Origin of the sequence: Streptacidiphilus sp. EB103A, assembly GCF_041261405.1 — a bacterium.
Taxonomy (GTDB): domain Bacteria; phylum Actinomycetota; class Actinomycetes; order Streptomycetales; family Streptomycetaceae; genus Streptacidiphilus.
The window spans coordinates 231,832-258,270 of record NZ_JBGCAQ010000003.1; the positions used below are offsets into that span (position 1 = coordinate 231,832).

General features: G+C 72.2%; 26 protein-coding genes. 23 read left to right on the forward strand and 3 right to left on the reverse strand.

Features of this window, described 5'->3' with window-relative positions:
- The first annotated feature begins 24 nt into the window (after nt 1–24).
- The 9 genes from ABH941_RS06250 (at nt 25) to ABH941_RS06290 (ending at nt 13,497) form a co-directional block, all read left to right on the forward strand.
- Nucleotides 25–390 carry a hypothetical protein gene (locus ABH941_RS06250; protein ID WP_370127567.1) on the forward strand — a complete coding sequence of 122 codons (366 nt, stop codon included), beginning with the start codon at nt 25–27 and terminating at the stop codon, nt 388–390.
- Entirely contained in the window at nt 387–1,394 is a 1,008-nt protein-coding gene (gene pstC, locus ABH941_RS06255; protein WP_370127568.1) for a phosphate ABC transporter permease subunit PstC, read from the forward strand. Before ABH941_RS06250 ends, pstC begins: the two co-directional genes overlap by 4 nt.
- The gene (gene pstA, locus ABH941_RS06260) at nt 1,391–4,249 is read left to right on the forward strand and encodes a phosphate ABC transporter permease PstA (protein ID WP_370127569.1); all 2,859 of its coding nucleotides are present in this window, start codon (nt 1,391–1,393) and stop codon (nt 4,247–4,249) included. Before pstC ends, pstA begins: the two co-directional genes overlap by 4 nt.
- A complete protein-coding gene (locus ABH941_RS06265; RefSeq protein ID WP_370127570.1) occupies nt 4,246–6,987 on the forward strand; it encodes a hypothetical protein in 2,742 nt (913 codons plus the stop codon). Before pstA ends, ABH941_RS06265 begins: the two co-directional genes overlap by 4 nt.
- A 101-nt stretch (nt 6,988–7,088) precedes the next feature.
- A complete protein-coding gene (locus tag ABH941_RS06270; protein ID WP_370127571.1) occupies nt 7,089–8,075 on the forward strand; it encodes a hypothetical protein in 987 nt (328 codons plus the stop codon).
- A gap of 80 nt (nt 8,076–8,155) precedes the next feature.
- Nucleotides 8,156–9,751, forward strand: a complete 1,596-nt coding sequence (locus ABH941_RS06275; protein ID WP_370127572.1) for an Ig-like domain repeat protein — start codon at nt 8,156–8,158, stop codon at nt 9,749–9,751.
- A gap of 105 nt (nt 9,752–9,856) precedes the next feature.
- Nucleotides 9,857–11,671: a WxL protein peptidoglycan domain-containing protein gene (locus ABH941_RS06280; protein WP_370127573.1), complete on the forward strand. Its 1,815-nt coding sequence runs from the start codon at nt 9,857–9,859 to the stop codon at nt 11,669–11,671.
- Nucleotides 11,668–12,615, forward strand: a complete 948-nt coding sequence (locus tag ABH941_RS06285; protein ID WP_370127574.1) for a sortase — start codon at nt 11,668–11,670, stop codon at nt 12,613–12,615. The genes ABH941_RS06280 and ABH941_RS06285 overlap by 4 nt, the downstream gene beginning before the upstream one ends.
- Nucleotides 12,616–12,645: 30 nt before the next feature.
- A complete protein-coding gene (locus ABH941_RS06290) occupies nt 12,646–13,497 on the forward strand; it encodes a phosphate ABC transporter ATP-binding protein (RefSeq protein WP_370127575.1) in 852 nt (283 codons plus the stop codon).
- Nucleotides 13,498–13,529: 32 nt separating this feature from the next.
- Here the strand turns inward: ABH941_RS06290 and ABH941_RS06295 are convergent, their stop codons facing one another.
- The 3 genes from ABH941_RS06295 to ABH941_RS06305 are packed head-to-tail and all read right to left on the reverse strand — an operon-like array spanning nt 13,530 to nt 15,618.
- The gene (locus tag ABH941_RS06295) at nt 13,530–14,162 is read right to left on the reverse strand and encodes a TIGR03085 family metal-binding protein (RefSeq protein WP_370127576.1); all 633 of its coding nucleotides are present in this window, start codon (nt 14,160–14,162) and stop codon (nt 13,530–13,532) included.
- Nucleotides 14,163–14,216: 54 nt separating this feature from the next.
- Nucleotides 14,217–14,780 (reverse strand): hypothetical protein, encoded by a 564-nt coding sequence (locus tag ABH941_RS06300; protein ID WP_370127577.1) that lies wholly within the window; start codon nt 14,778–14,780, stop codon nt 14,217–14,219.
- 28 nt (nt 14,781–14,808) lie between these two features.
- Nucleotides 14,809–15,618 (reverse strand): hypothetical protein, encoded by an 810-nt coding sequence (locus tag ABH941_RS06305; RefSeq protein ID WP_370127578.1) that lies wholly within the window; start codon nt 15,616–15,618, stop codon nt 14,809–14,811.
- A 153-nt stretch (nt 15,619–15,771) separates the two neighbouring features.
- Here ABH941_RS06305 and hisI point away from each other — a divergent pair, with 153 nt between their 5' ends.
- From hisI to ABH941_RS06375, 14 genes are all read left to right on the forward strand, one after another.
- Entirely contained in the window at nt 15,772–16,164 is a 393-nt protein-coding gene (hisI, locus tag ABH941_RS06310; RefSeq protein WP_370127579.1) for a phosphoribosyl-AMP cyclohydrolase, read from the forward strand.
- Nucleotides 16,165–16,183: 19 nt separating this feature from the next.
- Nucleotides 16,184–17,779: an anthranilate synthase component I gene (locus tag ABH941_RS06315; protein WP_370127580.1), complete on the forward strand. Its 1,596-nt coding sequence runs from the start codon at nt 16,184–16,186 to the stop codon at nt 17,777–17,779.
- Entirely contained in the window at nt 17,776–18,447 is a 672-nt protein-coding gene (locus ABH941_RS06320; protein WP_370127581.1) for a TIGR02234 family membrane protein, read from the forward strand. The genes ABH941_RS06315 and ABH941_RS06320 overlap by 4 nt, the downstream gene beginning before the upstream one ends.
- Nucleotides 18,448–18,534: 87 nt before the next feature.
- Entirely contained in the window at nt 18,535–18,789 is a 255-nt protein-coding gene (locus ABH941_RS06325) for an HGxxPAAW family protein (protein ID WP_370127582.1), read from the forward strand.
- Nucleotides 18,790–18,791: 2 nt separating this feature from the next.
- Nucleotides 18,792–19,235, forward strand: a complete 444-nt coding sequence (locus ABH941_RS06330) for a DUF2752 domain-containing protein (protein ID WP_370127583.1) — start codon at nt 18,792–18,794, stop codon at nt 19,233–19,235.
- A gap of 148 nt (nt 19,236–19,383) precedes the next feature.
- Nucleotides 19,384–20,190: an indole-3-glycerol phosphate synthase TrpC gene (trpC, locus tag ABH941_RS06335; RefSeq protein ID WP_134010451.1), complete on the forward strand. Its 807-nt coding sequence runs from the start codon at nt 19,384–19,386 to the stop codon at nt 20,188–20,190.
- A gap of 21 nt (nt 20,191–20,211) precedes the next feature.
- The gene (trpM, locus tag ABH941_RS06340; protein WP_370127584.1) at nt 20,212–20,361 is read left to right on the forward strand and encodes a tryptophan biosynthesis modulator TrpM; all 150 of its coding nucleotides are present in this window, start codon (nt 20,212–20,214) and stop codon (nt 20,359–20,361) included.
- Nucleotides 20,362–20,512: 151 nt separating this feature from the next.
- On the forward strand, nt 20,513–21,727 hold the full coding sequence (trpB, locus tag ABH941_RS06345; RefSeq protein WP_370127585.1) for a tryptophan synthase subunit beta: 1,215 nt from the start codon (nt 20,513–20,515) through the stop codon (nt 21,725–21,727).
- Nucleotides 21,727–22,533: a tryptophan synthase subunit alpha gene (trpA, locus tag ABH941_RS06350; RefSeq protein ID WP_370127586.1), complete on the forward strand. Its 807-nt coding sequence runs from the start codon at nt 21,727–21,729 to the stop codon at nt 22,531–22,533. Before trpB ends, trpA begins: the two co-directional genes overlap by 1 nt.
- Nucleotides 22,534–22,716: 183 nt before the next feature.
- A complete protein-coding gene (locus ABH941_RS06355) occupies nt 22,717–23,556 on the forward strand; it encodes a DsbA family protein (protein ID WP_370127587.1) in 840 nt (279 codons plus the stop codon).
- A gap of 38 nt (nt 23,557–23,594) precedes the next feature.
- A complete protein-coding gene (locus tag ABH941_RS06360; protein WP_370127588.1) occupies nt 23,595–24,110 on the forward strand; it encodes a MauE/DoxX family redox-associated membrane protein in 516 nt (171 codons plus the stop codon).
- A 55-nt stretch (nt 24,111–24,165) separates the two neighbouring features.
- A complete protein-coding gene (locus ABH941_RS06365) occupies nt 24,166–25,020 on the forward strand; it encodes a DsbA family protein (protein ID WP_370127589.1) in 855 nt (284 codons plus the stop codon).
- Nucleotides 25,021–25,153: 133 nt separating this feature from the next.
- Nucleotides 25,154–25,711: a Uma2 family endonuclease gene (locus tag ABH941_RS06370; RefSeq protein WP_370127590.1), complete on the forward strand. Its 558-nt coding sequence runs from the start codon at nt 25,154–25,156 to the stop codon at nt 25,709–25,711.
- 42 nt (nt 25,712–25,753) lie between these two features.
- A complete protein-coding gene (locus ABH941_RS06375) occupies nt 25,754–26,416 on the forward strand; it encodes a DNA polymerase beta superfamily protein (RefSeq protein ID WP_370127591.1) in 663 nt (220 codons plus the stop codon).
- Nucleotides 26,417–26,439 lie beyond the last annotated feature (23 nt).

Below are 26,439 nucleotides of genomic sequence, written 5' to 3' on the forward strand. Positions count from 1 at the left end.
CGTTTTCTTATCGTCACAAGACCGGTGTCGCATCCCGTATCCAGCGGCGACCGGGATGCGCGCACGGTCTGGCGCCTGCTCGGGCCCAACAACCGGGAGCTGGGGCGGGGCGCCGCCGCCTTCGGCACTCCGGAGGGCTGCCTGGACGCGGTACTGCGACTGCGGGCCGACGCGCACCGCGCCGTGGTGGCGGCGCTCCGGACCCAGCCCGGGGCGATGTGGGCCTGGCGGCTGAGCGTCGACGACCTGCCGGTGGCCGCCTCGGGACGGGCCTACCGGCGGCAGCGTGAGTGCCAGTACAACCTGGCACAGTTCCTTGAGGCCGTTCCGTCGGCCGAACTACCGCGCCGGAAGCCGGAGTTCGCCGAGGCGAGGACGGTCCGCCGATGAGCGCCGACACCGTGCCGCCGCCGTCCGAGGACCGGCCGCGCCGGATCAGCGCCAACGCGGGGCTCGGCGACCGGCTGTTCCAGTTGGGCGCCCGTTCCAGCGGCTCGCTGGTGCTGCTGGTGATGCTGGCGGTCGGCGGCTTCCTGGCGGTCCAGGCCACCCAGGCGCTGCGGGTGGCGGGCTGGTCCTTCCTCACCGTCCAGCGCTGGGACCCGGACGGGCACCGCGGCCGCTTCGGCATCGCCGCCGTGCTGGTCGGCACCCTGCTGATCGGCACCCTGGCGGTCCTGCTCGCCGTCCCGCTGGCGCTCGGCATGGCGCTGTACATCTCGGAGTACGCGCCGCCGCGGGCCAAGCGGACCCTGATCACCCTGGTCGACCTGATGGCCGCAGTGCCCAGCGTGGTCTACGGGCTGTGGGGGTTCTTCTTCCTGGAACAGCGGATGACCGGACTGGCCCGCTGGATCTCCACCTGGTTCGGCTGGATCCCGCTGTTCAAGGTGGACGGCGCCGACCCGCGCGACCCGCTGGCGCCGATGCCCGCGTACACCTCCTCGACCTTCATCGCCGGGACCGTGGTGGCACTGATGATCACTCCCATCATGTGCTCGGTGATGCGCGAGGTGTTCGGCCAGGCCCCGGCCGGCGAGCGGGAGGCGGCCTACGCCCTCGGCTCTACCCGCTGGGGGATGATCCGCTCGGTGGTCCTGCCGTACGGGCGGGGCGGAATCATCGGCGGCACCATGCTGGGCCTGGGCCGCGCCCTGGGCGAGACGATCACCGTCTACATGATCATCTCCATGGTCTTCACCATCCAGCCGCACATCCTGCAGAGCGGCGGCAGCACGGTCGCCTCACTGATCGCCCTGGACTTCGGGGAGGCCTCCCCGTTCGGACTGTCCGCGCTGATGGCCGCCGGACTCGTCCTGTTCCTGATGACCCTGGCCGTGAACTTCGCCGCCTCGGCCGTCGTCGCCCGCAGCCGTTCCGGAGCAAGCACATGAGCAACACTGTCCCGGCCGCCACCGCGGTCGCCGTCACGGCGGCAGTCGCCCCGACGGCGGCCCGCACGACCGTGGTCGCGCCGAGCCCGCCCGGCGGCGCCGAGGAGGTCCGCAGACGCCCGGGGACCGCCCGCGCGAGCGACCGCTACGCGCTGGTGGGCGCGCTGGCCGGCGGCATCGGCCTGACCGTGCTGCTGTTCCAGTACCTGCTGCCGCTGAACGGCCCGCTGGGCTTCGTGGTCTGCTCCTGGCTGTGCTTCCTGGGCCTGTACGCGCTGCTGGTCGCCCAGGACGAGAACGGCCTGACGGTACGGGACCGGCTGGCCGCCGCCGTGGTGCACAGCCTGGCCGCACTGGTGGTCATCGCGCTGACCTTCACCGTCGGCTACACCCTCTACCAGGGCATGGACGCGCTGCCGCACGCCAACTTCTACACGCAGGACATGTCCTCGGCGGACTCGCTGACCCCGCTGGTGGTCGGCGGCGTCAAGCACGCGCTGGTGGGCTCGCTGGAGCAGATCGGCATCGCGCTGGCGATCACTGTGCCGCTCGGGGTGAGCTGCGCGGTCTTCCTCACCGAGGTCCCCGGCCGGTTCGCCCGCTTCGTCCGGACCGTGGTGGAGGCGATGACGGCGCTGCCCTCGGTGGTCGCCGGGCTCTTCATCTACGTGGTGGTGGTGAACGTGGTGCACTGGGAGCAGTGCGGGCTCGCCGCCGGATGCGCGCTGTCGGTGATGATGCTGCCGATCATCATCAGGGCCGGCGACGTGGTGCTGCGGCTGGTGCCGGGCTCGCTGAAGGAGGCGTCCTACGCACTGGGCGCCGGCCGGCTGCGGACCGTGTGGCGGGTGGTGCTGCCGACCGCGCGCTCGGGGCTGACCACCGCCGTCATCCTGGGCACCGCGCGCGGCATCGGCGAGACCTCGCCGGTCCTGCTGACCTCCGGCTACAACAAGGCCTTCAACGCCGACCCGCTGCACGGGCCGCAGGTGTCGCTGCCGCTGCTGGTGTTCACCCTGGTGCGGCTGCCCTCCAAGTGGCAGATCAGCCGCGGCTTCGGCGCCGCGGCGGTGCTGATGCTGCTGGTCCTGGCGCTGTTCCTGGCCGCCCGGGTGCTCGGCGGCAAGGCTCCCGGCGAACTGAGCCGCCGTCAGCTCCGGCGCAGGGCTTCGGCGTCGGCCCGCACGGCGACGCACTACGCCCGCCGGGCCGCGGCGGTGGCCGCCGCGCTGGCGCTGATCGCCACCGGGGTGCTCTTCGGCGGCGCGCCGAGGGCGGCGGCCGCGGCGCCGTACACCTCCATCGACGGCGCCGGCTCCACCTGGAGCAGCAACGCCATGGACGCCTGGACCACCAACGTCAAGCAGTACGGCATGACGGTCAACTTCAGCGCCACCGGGTCCTCCGACGGACGCACCAAGTTCAAGAACGGCGCCAATGACTTCGACGTCTCCGAGATCCCCTACGGGATCACCGACGACGGGGTCTACGAGGCGCCTCCGTCCCGGCACTTCGCCTATATGCCGATCGTGGCCGGCGGCACTTCCTTCATGTACAACCTGAAGATCAACGGGCAGCGGGTGACCGGTCTGCGGCTGTCCGGGGACACCATCGCGGGGATCTTCACCGGCACCATCACCCGGTGGAACGACCCCGCCATCGCCGCTGACAACCCGTCACTGACCCTGCCGGCCCGGCAGATCGTGCCGGTGGTGCGCTCCGACGGCTCCGGCACCACGGCCCAGCTCACCACCTGGCTGAGCAAGCGGGAGACCGCGCGCTGGAACGCCTACTGCGTCAAGGCCGGGCGCAGCACGCCCTGTGGGGTCACCTCCTTCTACCCGCTGGTCAACGGTGAGGGCTTCCAGGCGCTGGGCGGCTCGCAGAACGTCTCCGGCTTCGTGGCCCAGGACAACAACGAGGGCTCCATCACCTACGTCGAGTACTCCTACGCGGTGCTCACCGGCTTCCCGGTGGCGAAGATGCTCAACACGGCCGGCTACTACGACGCGCCCACCGCGCAGAACGTGGCCGTGGCGCTGACCAAGGCGCAGATCAACTCGGACCTGACGCAGAACCTCGACCAGGTCTACGACAACCCCGACCCGCGCACCTACCCGCTGTCCAGCTACAGCTACATGATTCTGCCGACCGCGGTCGAGGACAAGTTCACCAAGGACAAGGGCAACACCCTCAGCGCCTTCGCCTACTACTTCCTCTGCCAGGGGCAGCAGGACGCGCCCCGGCTCGGCTACTCGCCGCTGCCGATCAACCTGGTGGAGGCGGCGCTGACCCAGGTCCGGAAGATCCCCGGGGCCGAGGCCAACACCGTGAACATCGCCGGCTGCAACAACCCGACGTTCTCCAACGACGGCACCAACACCCTGGCCAAGACGGCGCCCTACCCGCCCGCCTCCGACAAGAAGGGCGGCACCGGGGGCAGCGGGACCGGCGGGGCCAGCGGCGGCAGCGCCTCGGGCGGCACGGGCGGCTCCGGCGGCGCGGCCACCGGCGGGTCCGGAAGCACCGGCGGGACCACCACCGGCGGCGGCACGGGCGGTACCGGCTCGTCCACGGGCGGCAGCACCGGTGGCTCCACTGCGGGCTCGACCGGTGGCGGCTCCGCCTCGGGCGACCCAGGACTGGTCGGCGGGGGCGGGGGGAGCAGCGGAGCCGGCGGCTCGACGACCGGTGGCACCACCGTGATCGCCGATCCGGTCACCATCGCGGCGAGCTCCGACGGCACCCTGCAGCATGTGCTGATGGCGGTCGCGGGCCTGCTGCTGGGCTCGATCGTGGTCCTGCCGCCGTTGCTGGCCGGTCGGGCCGCGCGCCGCCGGGGGGTCGAGCGATGAGACTGCGCCGACTCCTCGTACCGACCCGTGTCCCGCTCCGTTCCCGCATCTTCCGGACCATCGCCGCGGCAGCGGTGCTGCTCTCAGCCGGACTGGGCTATGCCTCCCAGAACGGTGACAGGCCGCCGACCGGGACGGCGGCGGTGGGGAGCATCCCTGCTCCCTCGGTCCAGGTGGACCCGATGACCGGGGCCGCCGTACCGATCGATCCCACCGGCGGAAGCGGCAGCACTGCGTCCGGCTCCGGCAGCTCGCGCACCCCGCTGGTCAGCGCCACCGAGTCGGCGCTGCTGCCGGGCCATCCGGTGGCCGCCTCGGCCGCTGCGGTGCAGGCGGCGAGGAGGGCGTCGAAGGCCGTCAACCCGGCCGCAGTGGCCGCCGCCGCGGGCTCGGCGGTGACCGTGACCGGCAGCGGGCCCTTCGCCGGCCTCGCGGTGACGGTGGCTCAGACCAAGGACCTGGTCGACCAGGTGGTCCAGGTGACCTGGACCGGCGGCAAGCCGACCCAGCCGAACCCGACCACCTTCGGTACCGACTACCTGGAACTGATGGAGTGCTGGGGCGATGCCGCAGCCGGCCCGAGCCGCACCCAGTGCGAGTACGGCGCGGACCGCGGCGACAGCCGGGGCGGCGACTATGTGGCGAGCCGTCAGCTCAACTACGGCAATCTGGTCGACCCGGCCGAGCCACTGAAGCAGACCAAGCCGAACGTCAATGTGTACGCCCCGTTCACCTCCTGGAAGGGGGTGACCGAGTCCGGGGCCGACAGCCAGTTCTTCGACGCGGGCACCACCAATGAGGTCCCCTTCGCGCCCACCCGGGCCAACGGCACCGGGCAGGTCTTCTTCGAGACCCAGACCGGCATGGAGGCCGCAGGGCTGGGCTGTGGTGAGGTCGCCGCCAACCTCAAGACCGCGCCCACCGAGGGCCGGCAGTGCTGGCTGGTGGTGGTGCCGCGCGGCGAGACCGAGGTCAACGGCGCGGCACCGGTCGGCAGTTCCGGCAGGCTGATGTCCTCGCCGCTGTCCACCACCAACTGGGCCAACCGCCTGGTGGTGCCGCTGCACTTCGCCCCGCTCGGCCTCAACTGCCCGATCGGCGCCCATGAGCAGCTCACCTACGGCAGCGAGCTGGTGGAGGAGGCGATCGTCCGGTGGCAGCCGGTGCTGTGCCGGAAGACCACTTCGATCTTCGGCTACACCCCGAACACCGACGACTCCGCCCGGCAGGCGCTGACCGCGGGCACGGACCCCGGCCTGGAGTACATCACCGACCCGGTGCCGGCGGCCTCGGTCAAGGCCGGGGCCACTCCGGTCTACGCCCCGCTGACGCTGTCCGGGGTGACCATCGCCTTCGACGTCCAGAGCCAGTCCTACTCCGGTACCCCGGCCGCGACGCGACTGCTCGACGGGCAGCGAATACCGCAGATCAAGCTCACCCCGCGGCTGGTCGCCAAACTGCTCACCCAGTCCTACCGCTACGCGGTCAACTACCAGGCCACGGACGTGCAGAGCAATCCGCTGGACCTGACCAGCGACCCGGACTTCCTGGCGCTCAACCCGGTCTTCAAGGACCTCTACTTCCCCTCCCGGATCCCCGACATGCTGGTGCCCGAGGGCCAGTTGGACACCGCCCGGCACCTGTGGGCCTGGGTGCTCGCGGACCCGGACGCCCGGGCCTTCCTGGCCGGCACCAAGGACCCCTGGGGCATGGCGGTCAACCCCAACTACACCCTGGACACGCTGAACCTGCCCAGGGACGACTTCCCCAAGAAGGACCCGTTCTGCCAGAAGTTCCCCGACGATCCGAACAAGCGCCCGCCGTGGTGCACCCAGGACGCCCACCCCTTCGCCCTCACCATGCACGACGCGGCCAGGTCGGCCTCCCGCGGCGACACCCTGTCCAAGAGCATCTGGGACGCGACGGCCACCCCGCCGCAGCTGAAGAAGGGCAATCCGCAGCCGCAGGGGCAGATCGGGATCCTCGCCGTCACCGACACCGCGACTGCCGCCCGCTACGGACTGGACACTGCCGAACTGCTCAACGGCAACGGTGAGTTCGTCGCACCGACGACGGCCTCGCTGCTGGCCGGCGCGGCGGCGATGAGCACCGTGCCGGGAACCGGGGCGCTGACCCTGCCGCCCGCCTCCAAGGCGGCCGGCGCCTACCCGCTCACCATGATCGGCTACGCGGCCACCGTTCCCACGCTGCTGCAGCCCGACGAGGGCGCGGCCTACGCCTCGCTGATCCGGTTCGCGACCGGTGAGGGGCAGACCTCCGGGGTCGCCCCCGGAACGCTCGGCGACGGCTATGTCCCGCTGCCGCAGAACCTGCGGACGGCGGCGCTGGCAGCGGCGCAGACCATCGTGGACGACACCCCGAAGACGACCGCGGGCAGCTCGCCGACGAGCACCGGTCAGGCGCACGCCACCGCCACCACGGGGTCCGGTGGCTCGTCCAGCGGTGGGAGTACCGGAGGGTCCGGCACGAAGAGCGGGAGCGGGTCCGGCGGGACGAGCAGCAGCGGATCCGGCGGCAGCACCGCACCGTCGCCGTCCCCCTCGCACTCCACGGTCGTGGTCGCTCCCTCAGCCACCCCGGTGGTCAACCTGGCCCGTACCGCGCGGACCGACACCGGTGCCTTCCACTACCTGTTCCTCGGCCTTCTGGCGGCCGGCGCCGCCGCGGCTGTCGCGAGCCCACTGCTGACCCGTTACCTACGCCGGCGCCGTAACTGACGCCGTAGCTGATGCTGCGTCAGCACCCCAGACCTCCATCCCGCCGTCCGGAATCCCTCCGGCCGTGATGCGCACCACCGTTGAAAGGGATGCATCCCACCATGAAGAACTCCCTGAAGTTCGCCGCCGCTGCCGCCGGCATCGGCCTGATGGCCTTCGGCGCGGGCACCGCCCAGGCCGACCCGTCAGGCACGCCCACCTACCGCCAGCTGGCCGGCGTCGGTTCCGACACCACCCAGGGCGTCATGAACGCGATGTCCAACGCCGTCACCATCAACGGCACCAAGGTGATCGGCTCCTACGACGCCACCGGCTCCACCACCATCAACACCCAGGCGGCGGCGGCCTGTCAGGGCCTGGCCCGGCCCAACGGCTCCGGCGCCGGCCGCACCGCCCTGCTGAACTCGCTCACCGCCGCCAACGGCTGCCTGCAGTTCTCCCGTTCCTCCAGCCTGAACACCACGGCCAGCATCCCCGGCCTCACCTACGTCCCGTACGCCATCGACGCGGTCACCTACGCGATCACGCCCAAGAGCTCGATCCCGCGCAACCTGGCGCTGAGCGACCTGCACTCCATCTACACCTGCGACCCCAACTTCGTGGGCACCGCGCCGAACTTCAGCATCCACGCCCTGCTCCCGCAGGCGGGTTCCGGGACCCGCAACTTCTGGGAGGCCACGGTCGGCATCTCCGACGCCGACGTGGTCGCCGGGAAGTACCCCTGCATCAGCGACACCAAGAACGGCAAGCCGATCGAGGAGCACGACGGCCGGGTCCTGGACGACACCTCCATCGCGCCGTTCTCCATCGCCCAGTACATCGCGCAGGAGTCGGGCACCATCACCGACCTGCGCGGCAGCGCGCTGCTCGGCAACATCAACGGCACCCCGTCGCTGCTGCTGAACACCGGCGCGGCGGCCACCCGCGAGGTCTACAACGTGATCCCGAGCAGCCAGGTCGGCACCGCCCCGTACAGCACGGTCTTCGTCGGCGCCGGCTCACTGATCTGCCAGCAGAGCTCGATCATCAAGAACTACGGCTTCGGGCTCGACGCCAACTGCGGCGACACCTCCAAGACCAGCGGCTGACGGCGATTCACATGCCGTCCATGAACCAGCAGTTCATGTCAGCCAGGCTCCACCCTCCCACCGAGAAGGCGAGTCCCACCGTGTCAACCAGCGTAAACCGCCTGCCCAAGCGCATCGCCCTGGGCACCGCGACCCTGATGGCGGCCGGCTCCATGGCCATGATCGCCGCACCTGCCGCGCACGCCGACGGCACCGTGCTCGGCACCCTCACCGCGACCCCGGCCACCGGGGCCGACGACGACGGCATGTCCTTCACCTCCTCCGGCGGCTGCACCGGCGGCGGCACCCGGGTGCAGATCTCCGTGACCGGCGCGGGCTTCACCACCGCCACCAACGTGACGCCGTCCGTAGACTTCACCACGCTGCCGACCACCGCGAACGGCGGCTACGTCTTCGGCCTGGTCACCACCATGCGTCAGGACGCCCAGGAGGCCGGCATCGCCGCCCTCTCCGGCAAGTACGTGTTCACCATGGTCTGCAAGAACGCCTTCGGCGCCACCACCTTCGGCTCCTACACCGGCGCCATCTGGTTCACCACGCCGACCACCTACCAGTCGACCGACCCGGCCGGCCCCACGGTCACCGCGACCACGACCACGCTGGCGGTCACCCCGTCCGGCTCGGCCGCGTCCGGCAGCCAGGTCACGCTGACCGCGCAGGTCTCCCCGACCGCCGCCGGGACCGTGCAGTTCATGGACGGCACCACGGCGATCGGCGCCCCGGTCACGGTGACCGGCGGCACCGCCACCCTCACCACCTCCGCCCTGACGGTCGGCGCGCACCAGCTCTCGGCCGCCTTCACCTCCACCGACGCGGCCTTCGGCAGCTCCACGTCGACGGCGACCGCCTACACCGTCAGCGCCCCGAGCGCGGTGAACACCACCACCTCGCTGGCCGTGGTGCCCGGCGGCTCGGCCGCCCCCGGCACCCCGGTGGCGCTGACCGCCACGGTCACCCCCTCGAACGCGGTCGGCACGGTCACCTTCACTGACGCGACCACCGGCACCGCCCTCGGCAGCGCCGCGGTCTCCGGCGGCAGCGCCTCACTGACCGTCAGCACCCTGGCCCAGGGCGACCACTCGCTCACTGCCTCGTTCGCCCCCACCGACAGCACCGCCTTCGCCGCCTCCACCGCGACGGCCGTGCCGTTCACCGTCACCGCCCCGACCGGCGGCGGCACCGGTGGCTCGTCGACCGGCTCGGAGACCATCAACACCTCCGTCGCCCCCGGCGCGTTGGCTCTCAGCGTGGCCGGCAGCCAGGTCAACCTGCCCGCGCTGGCGCTCAACAACACCAGCACCCAGTTCACGACGGCCGGTCCGATCCAGACCGTCACCGTCACCGACACCCGGGCCGGCGCCCCCGGCTGGTCGCTCAGCGGCCAGGTCGCGGACTTCGCCTCCGGCAGTCACACCATCAACGCCGAGAACCTCGGCTGGGCGCCGAACCTGGTCAACAAGGGCGACAGCGTCAAGGTCACCCTGGGCGGCAACGTCGCCCCGGCCAACGGCGTGGGGTCCGCGGACACCGGCGTGCTCGGCCTGAAGTCCTCCCGCACCCTGGCCAGCGCCTCCGGCCTGGGCACCGCCCAGCTCGGCGCCGACCTCTCCCTGGTCGCCCCCACCTCCACGGTGGCCGGCGCCTACACCGGTGTGCTCACGCTCACCGTGATGTGACAGGCCATCAGCTGACCTGACATCAACAGCAGCCCTCTCCGCACGGCAGCCCGCCGTGCGGAGAGGGCACCCGCCCCACCGCTCTCCCCGCAGCGAAGGACGCCGATGAGACGACGACGCACCGCACCGCACCGGCAACACCGAGCACCCGCCCTGGTGCTGCTGCTGACGACCCTGGTCGCGGCGCTGCTCGCGCTCGGGACGGCGGCCCCCGCCACGGCGGCGCCCAGCACGCCAGCCCCGCAGACCTTCGGCATTCAGCCAGCCTCGGCGACCGGTCCTGACAGCCGCAGCTCCTACAGCTACTCCGCCGGCCCCGGCGCCCAGGTCAAGGACCATGTCGAGGTCTGGAACTACGGCGACCAGACGCTGCAGCTCACCCTGTACGCGGCCGACGCCTTCAACACCGACACCGGCGGCTACGACGTGCTGCCGGCCGGGAAGACCTCCAAGGACGTCGGCAGCTGGGTGCACCTGGCCGCGGCGACCGTGCAGCTCCCGGCCCGTTCCCGGAAGACCGTTCCCTTCACCCTGGCCGTCCCGGTCAGTGCCACCCCCGGCGACCACTCCGGCGGCATCGTGCTCTCGCTCCGGCGGATCACCAAGGACGCCAAGGGCAACGAGGTCGCCGTGGACGAGCGGGTCGGCACCCGGATCCACCTGCGGGTGCCCGGAGCGCTCAAGCCGCAGCTCACCCTGGAGGGCGTGAGCACCGCCTACCACGGCACCTTCAACCCCTTCGGCACCGGCACTACCACCACCAGCTACACGGTCCGCAACACCGGCAACATCCGGCTGGCCGGGCGCCAGGCGGTGCGGGTGCGGAACGCCGTCGGCGGCATCGTCACGGCCAAGGGCCCGGCCGACCTGACCGAGCTGCTGCCCGGCAACACCGCCACCTACACGGTGACCGTCCCCGGAATCCTGCCCACGCTGTGGTCCACCGCCTCGATCACCATCGACCCGCTCGCCGTGCCCGGGGACACCGACCCCCAACTTCCCAGCGCCACCACCCAGGCCGGGTTCGCCACCGTCCCGTGGACTCTGCTGGGACTGCTGCTCCTGGCCGGTCTGGTCGGCTACAACCGGTTCCGCCGATACCGGCGCAACCGTCGCGGCCCGGCGGCGCCCACGCCCTCGACCACGCCCGAGCCCACGCCTGAGCCCACGCCCGCCCCGGCCGGCTCCGCCGCCGGGAAGGCAGCCGCCGCCACCACAGCGCTGCTGCTCGTCGTCGGCCTCGCCCTGTTCGGCAGCGGCGGCTCCCGAGCCTGGGCCGATCCGTCCGGCGCCGCATCCGCGCAGGCCGGAAGCACCGCGCCGGGAACCCTGGCCTTCGACTATCCGTCCGGCCATGACGACGACCCCATCGACACGCTGACCTCCGGGGCCTGCCCGCACGCCACCGATCAGCTGATGGCCTCGATCAAGGGTGCGGGCTTCCCGGCCGGCGGCTCCTCGCTGCTGGGTCTGTCGCCGGTGTCGATCTTTCCCAAGGCCGCCGACGGCGGCTATGTGGTGCCGCTGCCGCAGACGCTGCGGGAGACCGCCAGCCAGACCGGGGTCACCCTGCGCGGCACCTACACCGTGGACGTCTACTGCCGGACCCGCTTCAACCCGGCCCATCTCAGGGACTTCAACGGCACGCTGGACTTCACCGCGCCGCGGGTCTGGAAGGCCGCGGATGTGGCTCCGGCCGGCTCGATCCATGCCGCGGTCAAGGCCGCCGCGACGGCGGTCCCCACCCCTTCGGCGACCTCGACGGTGGTGGCAGAGCCCGCCGCGGCGCCTGCTGCCCCGTCGGCCGGTACTCCGGTGGGTTCGGTGGTGGCGCTGGTCGGCGGCGGTGTGCTGCTCGCCGGCCTCGGCGGCGGCGCGCTGCGGCGGCAGCGGGCCAGGGCCAGGGCGGCGGGCCGATGACCCTCACCGCACCCCCGCCCGCCGCCCCGCAGGAACCCGCACCGGCCGTCCAACCGGTGGCGCAGCAGCAGCCCCCGCGCACCCGGCGGCCGGGCCGCCCGGACGCCGCCGGCGCGTACGGCACCGCCCTGCTCATCCTCGCCGCGCTGGTCTTCGGCCTGCTGCTGGACGTCGGCCCGATCGGCGAGGTCCGGCACGCCCGGGACCGGGAGACCAGCTATGCGGCGCTGCGCAAGGACCTCGCCGAGGGCACCGTCCCGGTGGGGCAGACCGACAGCACCGGCGCCCTGGTCCGGCCGGGGCGTCCGATCGCGCTGCTGACGATCCCTCAACTCGGCCTGCGCGAGGTGATTCTGGAGGGCACCACCTCCGGTGTGCTGGCCCAGGGGGTGGGCCACCGCCGCGACACCCCGCTGCCGGGCCAGTCCGGCACCAGTGTGCTGATGGCCCGTCAGTCCGGCTTCGGCGGTCCCTTCGGCCAACTGGCCGACCTGCGGCCGTCGGAGACCTTCACGGTCCTCACCGGCCAGGGCACCCAGACCTTCCGGGTCCTCGATGTGCGCCGGGCCGGCGACCCGGTGCCGCCCGCGCTCGCGGCCGGCGCCGCACGCCTGGTCCTGGTCACCGCCGACGGACCCGCGTTCACCCCGGACGGACTGCTGCTGGTCGACGCCGACCTGGTCGGCAAAGCCGTCCCCGCGCCGGCCCGCCCGCTGGGAGCCGACGGACTCTCGGCGGCGGAGAAGCCGATGGGCACCGATCCCTCGGCCTGGGTGCCGCTGGTGCTCTGGGCCGAGGCCCTGCTGCTGGCCGCCGTGGCGGTGACCCTGGCCCGGCTCCGCTGGGGCCGCTGGCAGGCCTGGATCTGCGGCGTCCCCGTGCTCGGCGCACTCGGACTCTCCGTCGCCGACCAGGTCGTCCGGCTGCTGCCCAACCTCGTATGAACCGACCGCCCCACCGCCTGAAAGGCCGTCATGTCGACCACCCCCAGCACCGCAGAGACCGTGGAGTTCCCCGCCGTCCCGGCCGACCCGGGGCGGGAGTCCGCCCGGCCGGGCGGGCTTGAGGCCCGCGGGGTCTCGGCCTGGTTCGGCGACCACAAGGTGCTGCAGCAGGTCTCGCTGCGGATGCCGGCCGGCGAGGTCACCGCCCTGATCGGCCCCTCCGGCTGCGGCAAGTCGACCTTTCTGCGGATCCTCAACCGGATGCACGAACTGGTCCCGTCCGCCACCCTCAGCGGCGAGGTGCTGTTGGACGGCGAGGACGTCTACGCCCCCAGCCGCCGGCTCACCGACGCCCGGCGCCGGATCGGCATGGTGTTCCAGAAGCCCAACCCCTTCCCGGCGATGTCCATCTACGACAATGTCACCGCCGGGCTCAAGCTCACCGGGGTCCGGACCGGGCGCGGCGAGCGGGACCGGCTGGTGGAGGAGTGCCTGACCAAGGCCGGGCTGTGGAAGGAGGTCAGGGACCGGCTGCGGCAGCCCGGCGGCGCCCTCTCCGGCGGCCAGCAGCAGCGGCTCTGCATCGCCCGCTCGCTGGCGGTGCGCCCCCAGGTGCTGCTGATGGACGAGCCCTGCTCGGCCCTGGACCCCACCTCCACCCGGCGGATCGAGGAGACCATCAGGGAGCTGGTGGACGAGGTGACCATCGTCATCGTCACCCACAACATGCAGCAGGCACAGCGGGTCTCCGACCGCTGTGCCTTCTTCCTGGCGACCCAGGGCACGCCCGGCGGCATCGTCGAGCACGGCCCCACCGGGGCCATGTTCGAGGCGCCGCAGGACCCGCGCACCTCGGACTACGTCAACGGCCGCTTCGGCTGAGCCGGCCGGCCGGGCCCGTCCGGCCGGCCCTGCTACATCCCCAGCTCGGCCGTCTGCACCTTGTCCACGGCCTCCTTGTCGCCCTCCAGCTCGACCTGGGCCTGGTCCTGCCGTCCCATCACGAAGAGCAGCAGTTCGCCGGGCTCGCCGGTGACGGTGACCACCGGCGCGCCCTTGCGGGCGACCGCGGTCTGCCCGTCCGGGCGGCGCAGCACCAGGCCGGAGGGGGAGCGGCGGCCGTTCATGGAGGCCGACTGCGCCAGCCGCCGCCACAGCACGTCGGCGAAGTCCGTGTCCAGCACCCGGGGCGCCCAGCCGTCCTGGGCGCGGCGAACGTCCTCGCCGTGGACGTAGAACTCCACGGTGTTGGCGATCTCGTCGGCGCCGGGGATCCCGAACAGGGACAGTCGCGGCGGCCCGGTGCGGATCAGCTCCAGCAGCTCGGGGTAGGGCTTGGCGGCGTACTCGCCCTGGACTTTGGCGAGTCGTCCGGCCAGTTGCTTGATCATGAGGCCGCCGGCGGCGTCGGGGCGGCGCTCGCGGACGACGACGTGTGCGGCGAGGTCCCGGGTGCTCCAGCCCTTGCACAGGGTGGGCGCGTCGGGGCCGACGCTCTCCAGTAGGTCAACCAGCAGTAGGCGTTCGCGTCGGGCATGGTTCGACATGCGTTCAGACTACGGCTGATGGAGCGTCAATGCTCGGTCGGATTTGAGCCGGGCTCACTGCAGCGGCGCGGTGAGCCGGGGGCCGGCCGGGTCGTGCTCGATGGCGCAGGTCGCGGTGTGCCGGCCCGCTCGGTAGGAGGCCAGGTCGGGCCAGATCACGCCGCCGACGACCAGCGGCTTGACGGTCTGCCGGGCCCGGACCGGTGCGGTGACCGGGTAGCACAGGCTGTTGGCCTTCTCGACCAGCGCGACCCCGCTGGTCAGCCCGCCCGGCAACTGCAGCAGCCCGATCACCTGGCCGTCGTGCGGCTGGTGGCAGTCCTGCTTGCTGTAGCGGGAGTTGGCGCCGGTGTGCCCGGGGGTGTCGAAGCAGTCGCCGGGGTGCAGCGCCAGGTAGGCCAGGGTCTGCGGGTCGGGCGAGGCGGACGGCGAGGGCGGAGCGCTGGCAGTGGGGGAGGGACGCGGACTCGGGGAGGCCGAGGACGGCGCGGCTGCGGCGCTGTGGTGGCCGCCGCCGGAGAGGACCAGCGCCAGCACGGCGGCCAGCACCAGCGCCAGCAGCCCGGCGGCCATCGCGAACGTCCGCCGCCGGGTTGCGGGCTGATGATTCCGGCTCATGGTCCCCAGGATGCCCGCTGGTCGGGTCTCAGCGCAGCGGTGCGGTCAGTTTGCTGCCGCCGGTGTCGATGGTGAGCACGCAGTACGCCTTGTGGTCACCGCCCTGGTAGCCGTCCAGCAACGGGTAGAAGACGCTGCCGGAGAGCTTCGCGCTGCTCGACTGCCGTTGGTACACCGCGGAGTTGATGGGATGGCAGAGACTGTCGGCCTTCGTCCCGATGGCGTCGGTCGTGGTCAGCCCGCCCGGCAGGGTCACCACCGCGGTCACCTCGCCGTCGTGGGAGGCGGTGCAGCTGCGCTTGGTGATGTCGGTGACGCTGGGGGTGATCGCCGGGTCGCTGTAGCACTCGCCGGTCTTCAGGGTGACCGCGTTGTAGGTGAGATCGCTGGGGGTGGCGCTGGCCAGTGTGCTGGGGAGGTCGCTCGGGAGGTCACTGGGCAGGTCGCTGGGCGCCGAGGTCGGCACCGAGGTGGGCAGCGACACCGGGTTGTTGTTCGAACTCGAGGCGCGCATCGCCACGGCTATACCCGTGCCGATGATGGCCACGGCGACGACCGTGCCGAGGACGATGGCGACGACCTTCCCCTTGCCGCCGCCTCCGTCACCGCCGCCGGGCGGTGGCCCCCACGGGGACTGCGGCTGGCCCGGGTACTGCGGCGGCCCGGGGTACTGCGGCTGGTTGGGCAGCTGCGGGCCGGTGTACTGGGGCGGACCCTGGTAGGGCTGCGGCGGCCCGAAACCCTGCGGGGGCTGCTGCGGCTGCTCGTAGGGAGGCTGCATCGGCGGCTGGTCCTGGCCGCCGTAGGGCGGTTGCTGAGGAGGCGGCGGGTAACTCATGGCCTAAAGAATGCCGGTAGGTAAGGGGTCGATGAGAGCCAAGTCGAACAAAAAGCCTGATGAACCCTGCCCGCTCAGGTGATTTCGGCCGGATCCTCCCCTCCTGTCCGTGCCGGTCCCTGCCGGACCCGCCGTCTTGGCACAATGGACGACATGTCCGCCTCTCCCGCCGCACCCGGCAGCACCGCCCTGGACCCGAAGGTCGCCGCACGTCTGAAGCGCGACGCGCAGGGGCTGGTCCCCGCCGTCGCGCAGCAGTACGACACCGGGGAGGTGCTGATGATGGGCTGGATGGACGACGAGGCCCTGCACCGCACCCTCACCACCGGGCGCTGCACCTACTGGTCCCGCAGCCGCAGCGAGTACTGGGTCAAGGGCGACACCTCGGGCCACCTGCAGCTGGTGAAGTCCGTCGCCCTCGACTGCGACGGCGACACCCTGCTGGTCCGGGTCGACCAGGTCGGCGCCGCCTGCCACACCGGCGACCGGACCTGCTTCGACGCGGGGGAGTTGCCGCTCTCGGCTCCCGGCGCCGCGTCGGCGTGATCGGATACGCTGCGCAACCATGACCACCGGCACCGTCAGCCCCGACCTCGAGACCTTCCGCAAGCTCGCCGTGGACCGCCGGGTCATTCCGGTGGTCCGTCGGCTGCTCGCGGACGGCGACACCCCTGTCGGCCTGTACCGCAAACTCGCCGCCGAACGCCCCAACACCTTTCTGCTGGAGTCCGCCGAGCAGGGCCGGTCCTGGTCCCGGTACTCCTTCATCGGCGTCCGCTGCAGCGCGGCGCTCACCGTGGACGACGAGGGACAGGCCCGCTGGCTCGGCGAACCGCCGGTCGGGGTGCCGACCGAGGGCGATCCGCTGGCGGTGCTGCGCGCCACCATTGAGGCCCTGCACACCCCCAGGGACCTCCATCGGGGAGGCGAACTCCCGCCGTTCACCGGCGGGATGGTCGGCTACCTCGGCTACGACGTGGTCCGCCGGCTGGAGCGGCTCCCGGTGATCGCCCCGGACGACCTGGGCCTGCCCGAGCTGACCATGCTGCTCGCCACCGACCTGGCCGTGCTCGACCACGCCAACGGCAGCGTGATACTGATCGCCAACGCGGTGAACCACGACGGCCGGGCCACCGGAGTCGACGCCGCCCACGCCGACGCCGTGGCCCGGCTGGACGCGATGACCGCCGACCTGGCCCGCCCGGTCGACACCGGCGCCGCTGAGCTCACCCCGGTCGCCTCCGTCGACGCGGTATCGCCGTTCGGCGGCGCCCCCTACCGGGCCGCGGTCGAGGAGGTCAAGGAGCGGATCCGGGCCGGCGAGGCCTTCCAGGTGGTGCCCTCGCAGCGGTTCGAGGCCCCCTGCCCGGCCAGCGCCCTCGACGTCTACCGGGTGCTGCGCACCACCAACCCCAGCCCCTACATGTACCTGTTCCGCTTCTCCGGCACCGCCGGGAGCGCCGACTTCGACGTGGTCGGCTCCAGCCCCGAGGCCCTGGTGAAGGTGGAGGACGGGCGCGCCATGGTGCACCCGATCGCCGGCACCCGGCACCGCGGCGCCACCCCCGAGGAGGACGCCGCCCTCGCCGCCGAGCTGCTGGCCGACCCCAAGGAACGCGCCGAGCACCTGATGCTGGTCGACCTCGGCCGCAACGACCTGGGCCGGGTCTGCGCCCCCGGCAGCGTCGAGGTGGTGGAGTTCATGACGGTGGAGCGGTACAGCCATGTGATGCACATCGTCTCCACCGTCACCGGTCAGGTCGCCGCCGACCGCACCGCCTTCGACGTGCTCACCGCCTGCTTCCCGGCCGGGACGCTGTCCGGGGCGCCCAAGCCCCGCGCCATGCAGATCATCGAGGAGCTCGAACCCACCCGGCGCGGCCTCTACGGCGGCTGCGTCGGCTACCTCGACTTCGCCGGGGACTCCGACACCGCCATCGCGATCCGCACCGCGCTGATCCGCGACGGCGTGGCCTACGTCCAGGCCGGCGCGGGCGTCGTCGCCGACTCGGTGCCGGAGAGCGAGGACGCCGAGTGCCGCAACAAGGCCGCCGCCGTGCTGCGGGCCGTGGCGAGCGCGAGCACTCTGCGTCCGGCGACCCTGCGTCCGGCAACCCTGCGTCCGGCCATGCCGGAGGCTCAGGGCACACTGGAACGGTGACCGCGCTGCCCGTGACCGAACCAGAGACTGAACACGAGACCGAGACTCCCGCCGAGGAGGCCGCTGCCCGCCGCCCGGACCGGCGCAGCCTCGCCCTGATGCTGCTGCTCACCGTCCTGGGCGCGGCCGTGGTGCTGCTCGCGGCCGGGCAGACCTGGGCGCACGGTAGCGTCACCCTCCAGTCCACCCGGCTCAGGCTCTCCGCCAGCGGGTCCGAGACCAGCGGCCTGCCCGGGGCGCTGGCCCTGGTGGCGATGGCCGCCGCGGTGGCCGTCTTCACGGTGCGCGGCGTCGCCCGGGCCGTGGTCGGCGCGCTGCTGGCCCTGTCCGGCGCCGGGGTGGCGGTGTCCGCCCTGCTCGCGGCCACCGGCAACGGCGCCCTCGACAGCAAGGCCGCCCGGGCGGTCGGTCTCACCAGGGCCACGGCGACGGGTGTCGGCCACACCCTCTGGCCCTGGGTCGGCGCCCTGGGCGGCGTCCTGCTGATCCTCGGCGGGCTGCTGGTCCTCGCCAGGGGCAGCGACTGGCCCGGCATGTCGTCCCGCTACGACGCCCCCGGCAGCGCGACAGGCCGGCCCCGTGCCGCCGCCAAGCGCGCCACGCCCGACCAGGAGACCCCCGCCGACCTGTGGAAGGCCATGGACCGGGGCGAGGATCCGACCCGCTGAGGCGACAGCGGGCCACCCCGTACGGCGGCACGGACCGGCGTACGGAACAATGTGCAGCGAGAGTCAACGTGCAACCAAGGAGCAGCAATGTCGGGTAGTGCCCACGGACACACCACCGCCGCCTGGACCGGGGTGACCATCTCCTTCGTCGGCTTCATGCTCGCCGGTGTGGCCATGGTGATGCCGAGTCCGATCCTGGTCATCGTCGGACTCGTGCTGGCCCTCGTCGGCCCGGGTGTCGGCAAGATGATGTCGGCGGCCGGATACGGCAAGAAGACCGACACGACCCCGAAGGTCGACACCGCCAAGAAGACTCCGGTCAGCTCGGGCGCCACCCACTGACCATGTCGGACGCGGCGGGACGCCCCGCCCCCCGTTCCCTGACCGCGCCGGCGGTCGCCCTCGCGGCGGTCGGTGCGGCGACGGCGTATGTGGCCGAGGTCGATCCCAACCGTCCCGGCCACTACCCGACCTGCCCCTTCCTGCTGGTCACCGGCTGGTGGTGCCCCGCCTGCGGCGGTCTGCGCTGTGTCCACGAGCTGACCCGTGGCGATCTGTCGGCCGCCCTGCACGACAATGTGCTGGTCGTCGTCTCGGTGCTGCTCGCCACCGCGCTCTGGGCCCGCTGGACCTACCGCGCGGCGCGCGGGCGGCGCAGCCCGGTGCCAGGCCTCTCCCGGCGCTGGCTGTGGGGCCTGATCGCCGTCCTGGTGGCCTTCACGGTGCTGCGCAACCTCCCGTCCGGCTCCTTCCTGGCCCCGCCCTCGGTACCGCTGGCACAGCTGTGACCAGCGGCGTCGTGTCCAGCCAACGAGACCGGGCGTGGCTCGATGCAGGTCATGCCGGTTCCGGCGGATACCATCGACAGTGGCCGTACGCAGCCGAGTGACCACCGCACCACCCCGCCATCCACACCTGCAGAAGGGGGCGTCCAGCGTGAGCGTGCTCGACGAGATCATCGCCGGAGTCCGTGAGGACCTCGAAGAGCGCCAGAAGCTGGTGTCCCTGGACGAGCTCAAGGAACTGGCCGTCCAGGCCCCGCTGGCCAAGGACGGGGTGGCCGCCCTGCGCGGCGACAGCGTGCGGGTGATCTGCGAGGTGAAGCGCTCCAGCCCGTCCAAGGGCGCGCTGGCCGCGATCGCCGATCCGGCCGCCCTCGCCGCCGACTACGCCGCCGGCGGCGCCGCCGCCATCTCGGTGCTCACCGAGCAGCGCCGCTTCGGCGGCTCACTGGCCGACCTCAAGGCGGTCCGCGCTGCGGTCGACACCCCGCTGCTGCGCAAGGACTTCATCGTCACCGCCTACCAGCTGTGGGAGGCCCGCGCCGCCGGCGCCGACCTGGCCCTGCTGATCGTCGCCGCACTGGAGCAGCCCGCGCTGGAGTCGCTGATCGAGCGGGCCCAGTCGATCGGGCTGACGCCGCTGGTCGAGGTGCACGACGAGGAGGAGGTCGCCCGCGCGGTGGACGCCGGCGCCCGGATCATCGGCGTCAACGCCCGCAACCTCAAGGACCTCAGGGTCGACCGGGACACCTTCGCCAATGTCGCGCCGTCCATCCCGTCGCACATCGTCAAGGTCGCCGAGTCGGGCGTGCGCGGCCCGCACGACCTGATCGCCTACGCCAACGAGGGCGCCGACGCGGTCCTGGTCGGCGAGTCCCTGGTCACCGGCCGCGACCCCAAGGCCGCAGTCGCCGACCTGGTCGCCGCCGGCGCCCACCCCGCGATCCGCCACGGCCGCTGAGAACCCGCTACCCTCATGGCCATGTCCCCCCGTCTCCAGCCCGGATGCAAACCGCGCGGTTGCCGCGCGCCCGCGCGCCGCGTGCTGGGACGTCGCGTCCGCTACGTGATCGGCGCCGAGCCGGGCCAGGTCCCCGGCCGCCGATGGCAGGGCCGGCGCAGCCAGCGGTAACTGAGGCAAGCGATCAGCCATGCACTCACCCCAGGGGCGCGGGGAACTGCGCGAGAAACCACCCACAGGCGTGCACCGCTGAACCCACCTCAGTCACACCCTCGTTGCGCTCACGACACCCCTGCCCACCTCACACCTCTGAGGACCAGTCATGTCTACGCACGACCTCACCCCCGACGCCCGAGGCTACTTCGGAGCCTACGGCGGCCGCTTCATCCCGGAGGCCCTCGTCGCCGCCGTGGAACAGGTCGCCGACGAGTACGAGAAGGCCAAGGCCGACCCCGCCTTCGCGGCGGAACTCGCCGCCCTGCTCAAGGACTACACCGGCCGTCCGAGCCCCCTGACGGACGTCCACCGCTTCTCCGCCGAGGCCGGCGGCGCCCGCATCCTGCTGAAGCGCGAGGACCTCAACCACACCGGCTCGCACAAGATCAACAACGTCCTGGGCCAGGCCCTGCTCACCCGCCGGATGGGCAAGACCCGCCTGATCGCCGAGACCGGCGCGGGCCAGCACGGCGTGGCCACCGCCACCGCCGCAGCGCTCTTCGGCATGGACTGCACCATCTACATGGGCGAGGTCGACACCAAGCGCCAGGCGCTGAACGTCGCCCGGATGCGGATGCTCGGCGCCGAGGTGGTCCCGGTCACCTCCGGCAGCCGCACCCTCAAGGACGCCATCAACGAGGCCTTCCGCGACTGGGTCGCCAACGTCGACTCCACCCACTACCTGTTCGGCACGGTCGCCGGACCGCACCCCTTCCCCATGATGGTCCGTGAGTTCCACCGGGTGATCGGCATCGAGGCCCGGGCCCAGGTGCTGGACCGCACCGGCGCGCTGCCGGACGCCGTGGTGGCCTGCGTCGGCGGCGGCTCCAACGCCATGGGGATCTTCTACGACTTCATCCCCGACGCAGGCGTCCGCCTGGTCGGCATCGAGGCCGCCGGCGAGGGCGTGGACACCCCGCGCCACGCCGCGACCCTGACCAAGGGCGACCCGGGGGTGCTGCACGGCTCCCGCACCTACGTCCTGCAGGACGAGGACGGCCAGACCATCGAGAGCCACTCCATCTCGGCCGGCCTGGACTACCCGGGCGTCGGCCCCGAGCACGCCTACCTCAAGGACTCGGGCCGCGCCGAGTACCGCCCCTGCACCGACGACGCCGCCATGCAGGCACTGCGGCTGCTGTCCCGCACCGAGGGCATCATCCCGGCGATCGAGAGCTCGCACGCCCTCGCCGGGGCGCTGGAGCTGGGCCGCGAGCTGGGCCCCGACGCGACCATCCTGGTCAACCTCTCCGGGCGCGGGGACAAGGACATGCACACCGCCGCCGAGTACTTCGGCCTGCTCGACGGGGAGAACAACTGATGAACGCGCAACTCAGTGGAGTCCTCGCGGCGGCCAGGGCCGAGAACCGGGCCGCCCTCATCGGCTACCTCCCGGCCGGCTTCCCGACCATCCCCGGCGCCGCCCAGGCCGTGCAGGCGCTGATCGACGGCGGCGCGGACGTGATCGAGATCGGCCTGCCGCACAGCGACCCGGTCCTGGACGGCCCCACCATCCAGACCGCCGACGACATCGCCCTGCGCAACGGCGTCCGCACCAAGGACGTGCTGGAGACGGTCCGTCAGGTCACCGCCGCCAACCCCGCCGTGCCGGTGCTGGTGATGACCTACTGGAACCCGGTGGACCGCTACGGCGCCGCCCGGTTCGCCGCCGACCTGGCCGCCGCGGGGGGAGCCGGCTGCATCCTGCCCGACCTGCCGGTCGAGGAGGCCGGCCCCTGGCTCGCGGCCGCCGAGGAACTGGGTCTGGCCACGGTGTTCGTGGTCGCCCCGTCCAGCCGGGACCAGCGGCTCGCGACCATCACCGCCAGCGGCACCGGCTTCGTCTACGCGGCCGCGGTGATGGGCGTCACCGGCAGCCGCAACCAGGTCGGCGAGATGGCCGAGGACCTGGTCCGGCGCACCCGGGCGACCACGGACCTGCCGGTCTGCGTCGGCCTCGGAGTCTCCACCGCGGCGCAGGCCGCCGAGGTGGCGGCGTTCGCCGACGGGGTGATCGTCGGCTCCGCCTTCGTCCAGCGGATCCTGGACGCGGCCTCCCCGGAGGCCGGCTACGCGGCCGTGCGCGAGCTCGCGGCCGAGCTCGCCGTGGGCGTCCGCAAGCGCTAGACCTCGCCCCGGGGAAGTCGCACTACTCCAACTTTTCAGGGCGCGCCACGCGGTCACTCGTTCAGGTGAGTGGCCGCGTGGCGCGTATCCCCCGTGGTGTCCTCCTCGTTGATGATCCGGCAGGTGGCTCCTTTTGGCGCCGCCCGTGCTCGCATGCACGACCGCGATCAGAGGAGGTCCACCGTGGCTGCTTCCACCCGTGCCCGGGTGACCCGTGCGGCCGTCGCCGCTGTGGCGCTGGCCGTGGCCGTGGGCGGCGAGGCCAGCGTGGGCAAGGCCCTGTCCGACGGCGGCCGGCAGCGGTTCGTCGCCGAGCAGACCGGCTACGACCGCAGCAGCGACGCCCTCACCCTCACCGTCAGCAGGAGCGTCCAGCGCCCCGCCCTGATCGCCGACGTCCCTCAGCGGAAGATCCTCAGCGGCCTGCCCGCACGCCTCGCCCCGGACGGCGCCGGCATCGACGTCGGCTATGCCGACGCGCCGGTCGTGCTCACCCTCTTCGAGGACTTCCGCTGCTCCTCGACCCGTGACTTCGAGCGCCGACAGGGCGCCGAGCTGGCCGGCCTGGCCGCCCGCCACCAGGTGCTGCTCCGCTACGTCATGGAGTTCTCGCTGGACCAGCGGCTGCCCGGCCCCGGCGGGCTGCTCGCCACCAACGCGGCCAGGGCCGCCCTCTCCCGGGGCACCTTCCCGCTGTTCCACGCGCTGCTCTTCGCCAACCAGCCGGACGAGTACGTGGACGGCTTCACCGTCCCGCGCCTGCTGGCCATCGCCGGCTCGGTGCCCCACCTGCGCGGTCCGGCCTTCGACACCGAGGTCCGCACGGTCTGGTACCGGGACTGGGTCAACGCGGCGCAGACCGCCTACAACGACGCACACGTCCGCTTCGGGACGCCCTCGATGCTGCTGGACGGCAGCGAGGTCGACCTCGGCGCGCAGCACGAGCTGCTCAGCGACCCCAAGGCGCTGGGCGCCTTCGTCGCGCACGCGGCCGCGCAGAAGGCGGCTGCGGAGCAGTACTGACCGCACTGAACAGTCAAATCGCAGGGAGGCGATGCCGGATGGCCACGGATCAGATGGCCCGGGTGGGTGGGAAGCAGGAAGCACGGAAGCGCTCCGGCGCGGCCGTCATCGGAATCGGTACGGCCGCGCGGCTCGGGCTCGCGGTCGTCTGGGCCTGGGCGGGGCTGGCCAAGATCTCCGACCCGGAGGCCGCGGCGCAGGCCGTGCGCGCCTACCGGCTGCTGCCGGAGGCCCTGGTGAAACCGTTCGGCTACGGCCTGCCCTTCCTGGAGATCGCGCTGGCCGTGCTGCTGCTGGTCGGCCTCGGCACCCGGGTCGCGGCTGCCCTCTCGGGACTGCTGCTGCTGGTCTACATCGGCTCCATCGCCTCGGTCTGGGCGCGCGGGATCTCCATCGACTGCGGCTGCTTCGGCGGCGGCGGCGCGGTGAGCGCCTCGCACACCGCGTACCTCCAGGAGATCCTCCGCGACCTCGGCTTCCTGCTGCTGGCCGGATGGCTGGTCAGGTGGCCCCGCACCTGGGTCTCGCTGGACGTCACGCTCGCCCTGGACTGACCCACCGCACCGCAGTAGTTCAACTTGTCCCCGGATATTTGGTGATGAAGCAGCGATGACCCAGAAGAACAGCAGTGAAGCCAAGCGCACCGCGCGCGAACGTATGCAGGAGGAGCGCGCCGCCCAGGAGGCCAAGGCCAAGCGGATCCGCAAGTTCGGCATCATCGGCACGGTGCTCGCCGTGATCGTGGTGGCCGTGGTGATCGGCGTGCTGGTGCAGAACGGCCGCACCAGCTCGTACGACGCCGCCACGCAGGCCCCGGCCGGGACCGTCGGCAGCAGCAAGCTGATCATTCCGGTGGGTTCGACGGCTGCTCCGTCCACGCTGACGGTCTACGAGGACCTGCGCTGCCCGGCGTGCGGCTCCTACGAGAAGAGCTTCCACACCACGGTCAACCAGCTGATGGCCCAGGGCAAGATCCAGGTGCAGTACCACGTGGTGTCCTTCATCGACCGCCACGACAACGGCTCCGGATCGAAGAACGCCGCCAACGCCGTCGCCTGCGCGCAGAACGTCGGCAAGTTCCACGGCTACCACGACGTGCTCTACGCCAACCAGCCGGATGAGACCGACGACGCCTGGGCGGACAAGTCCAAGCTGATCACCCTCGCCAAGCAGGTCCCCGGGCTGGACACGCCCACCTTTGAGTCCTGCGTGAACAACAACAGCTTCGGCGCCTGGGTCACCGCGGTGCAGAAGGACTTCGACAAGTCCGGCTACACCTCGACGCCGACCATCCTGCTCAACGGCACCTCGGCCTACCCCACCTACAACGGGGAGCAGATCAGTACGGCCAACCTGATCAAGTGGGTCGACGCCGCCAACAAGGGCAAGACCCCCGCGTCGGTGCCGGCATCGGCCTCCGCCGCCCTGGTCTCGCCGAACGCCTCGCCCAGCGCGTCCGGCTGAGTCCACAAGTAGGGGTCAGCGGGACCGTCGCAGCAGGCCGCCCTGGTGGGCGGCGACTGCGACGGCCCCGCCGTCCACCGCTGGCGTGGCGGCATCACCCGCGCCCACGGGCCATGCTTGGTACCGTGCGGACATGGCGCACGAACCCACCACCCCTAGCAACCGGCTCGTCCAGGCCTGGCACGACCTGGAGGTCCCGGCCGGGCTCTACGTCGAACTGCTCGACGGCGAACTCGTCGTGCAGGCCAACCCCGGCTCCATCCACGACCTGCCCGGCCGCGCCTTCGTCCGGCAGACCCCCGAGCCCTTCGCCGCATGGTCGGAGCGCGGGGTCTTCCTCGCCGACGACTACCGGCCCCGCGCCGATGCGGTCGTCGTCCGTGCCGAGGACACCCCACTGACCATGGACGACTGGTCGGCCCAGATCCTGCTCGCCGTCGTCGAGACGGTCTCCACGACCCGGGCCGCCATCAAGCGCGACTGGGAGGACAAACGCCTCGCCTACGCGGCGGCCGGCATTCCCGTCTATGTGATCGTCGACCCCAACGACGCCGCATGGCACGTCCTCGAACTGGACGGCAGCCGCTACGTCGAGACCTCGAACGGAGTTTTCGGACAGCCGCTCAAGATGCCTGCCCCCATGGACTTCACCATCGACACCCACGGCTGGCACCCCTACAGCCGGGCGTAAAACCGGTGGCCGACGGCGGTGCGACCCCGGCAGGGTGGGGACATGAACGTGCTGCTGGCCGGCGTTGTCGGCTCGACCGCCTACGGGCTCGCGCACCCGGGTTCCGACGTCGATGTGCTCGGGATGTTCGCCGCGCCCACCGAGGAGCTGCTGGGGCTGCGCAGCCCCCGGGAGTCCGTGGTGTCGACGGACCCGGACAGGACCTTCCACGAGGCTGGGAAGGCTGTGCGGCTGATCCTCTCCAGCAATCCGACGGCCAGTGAGATCCTCTGGCTGGAGGAGTACGACGTCCGTACCCCGCTGGGGGAGGAGCTGATCGGCCTGCGCGGATCGCTGCTGTCCGAGCACGGCGTCCGCAACGCCTACCTCGGCTATGCCACCCAGCAGTTCCGCAAGCTGCAGACCCGCGACCCGGAGCAGGCCGCCCGCGCGGCCAAGCACGCCCGCCACCTGGTGCGGCTGCTGCGCCAGGCGGAGGAACTGCACACCACCGGCCGGCTGACGGTCCGGCTGCCGGACCCGGACGAGGTGCGCCGTCTCGGTGAGCGGATCGCGGAGCAGCCCGAGCGCGCCCAGCCGCTGCTGGCCCACGCCGAGTCGGTGCTGCGCGGCCCCGGGGTGCTGCCGCAGAACCCGGACGAGGCTGCCGCAGACGCCTGGCTGCGGCAGGTCCGGCGCGCCTTCTACGTCCGAAGGCAAGGCTAACCTTGCAGGTCAGGGCGGCGGTA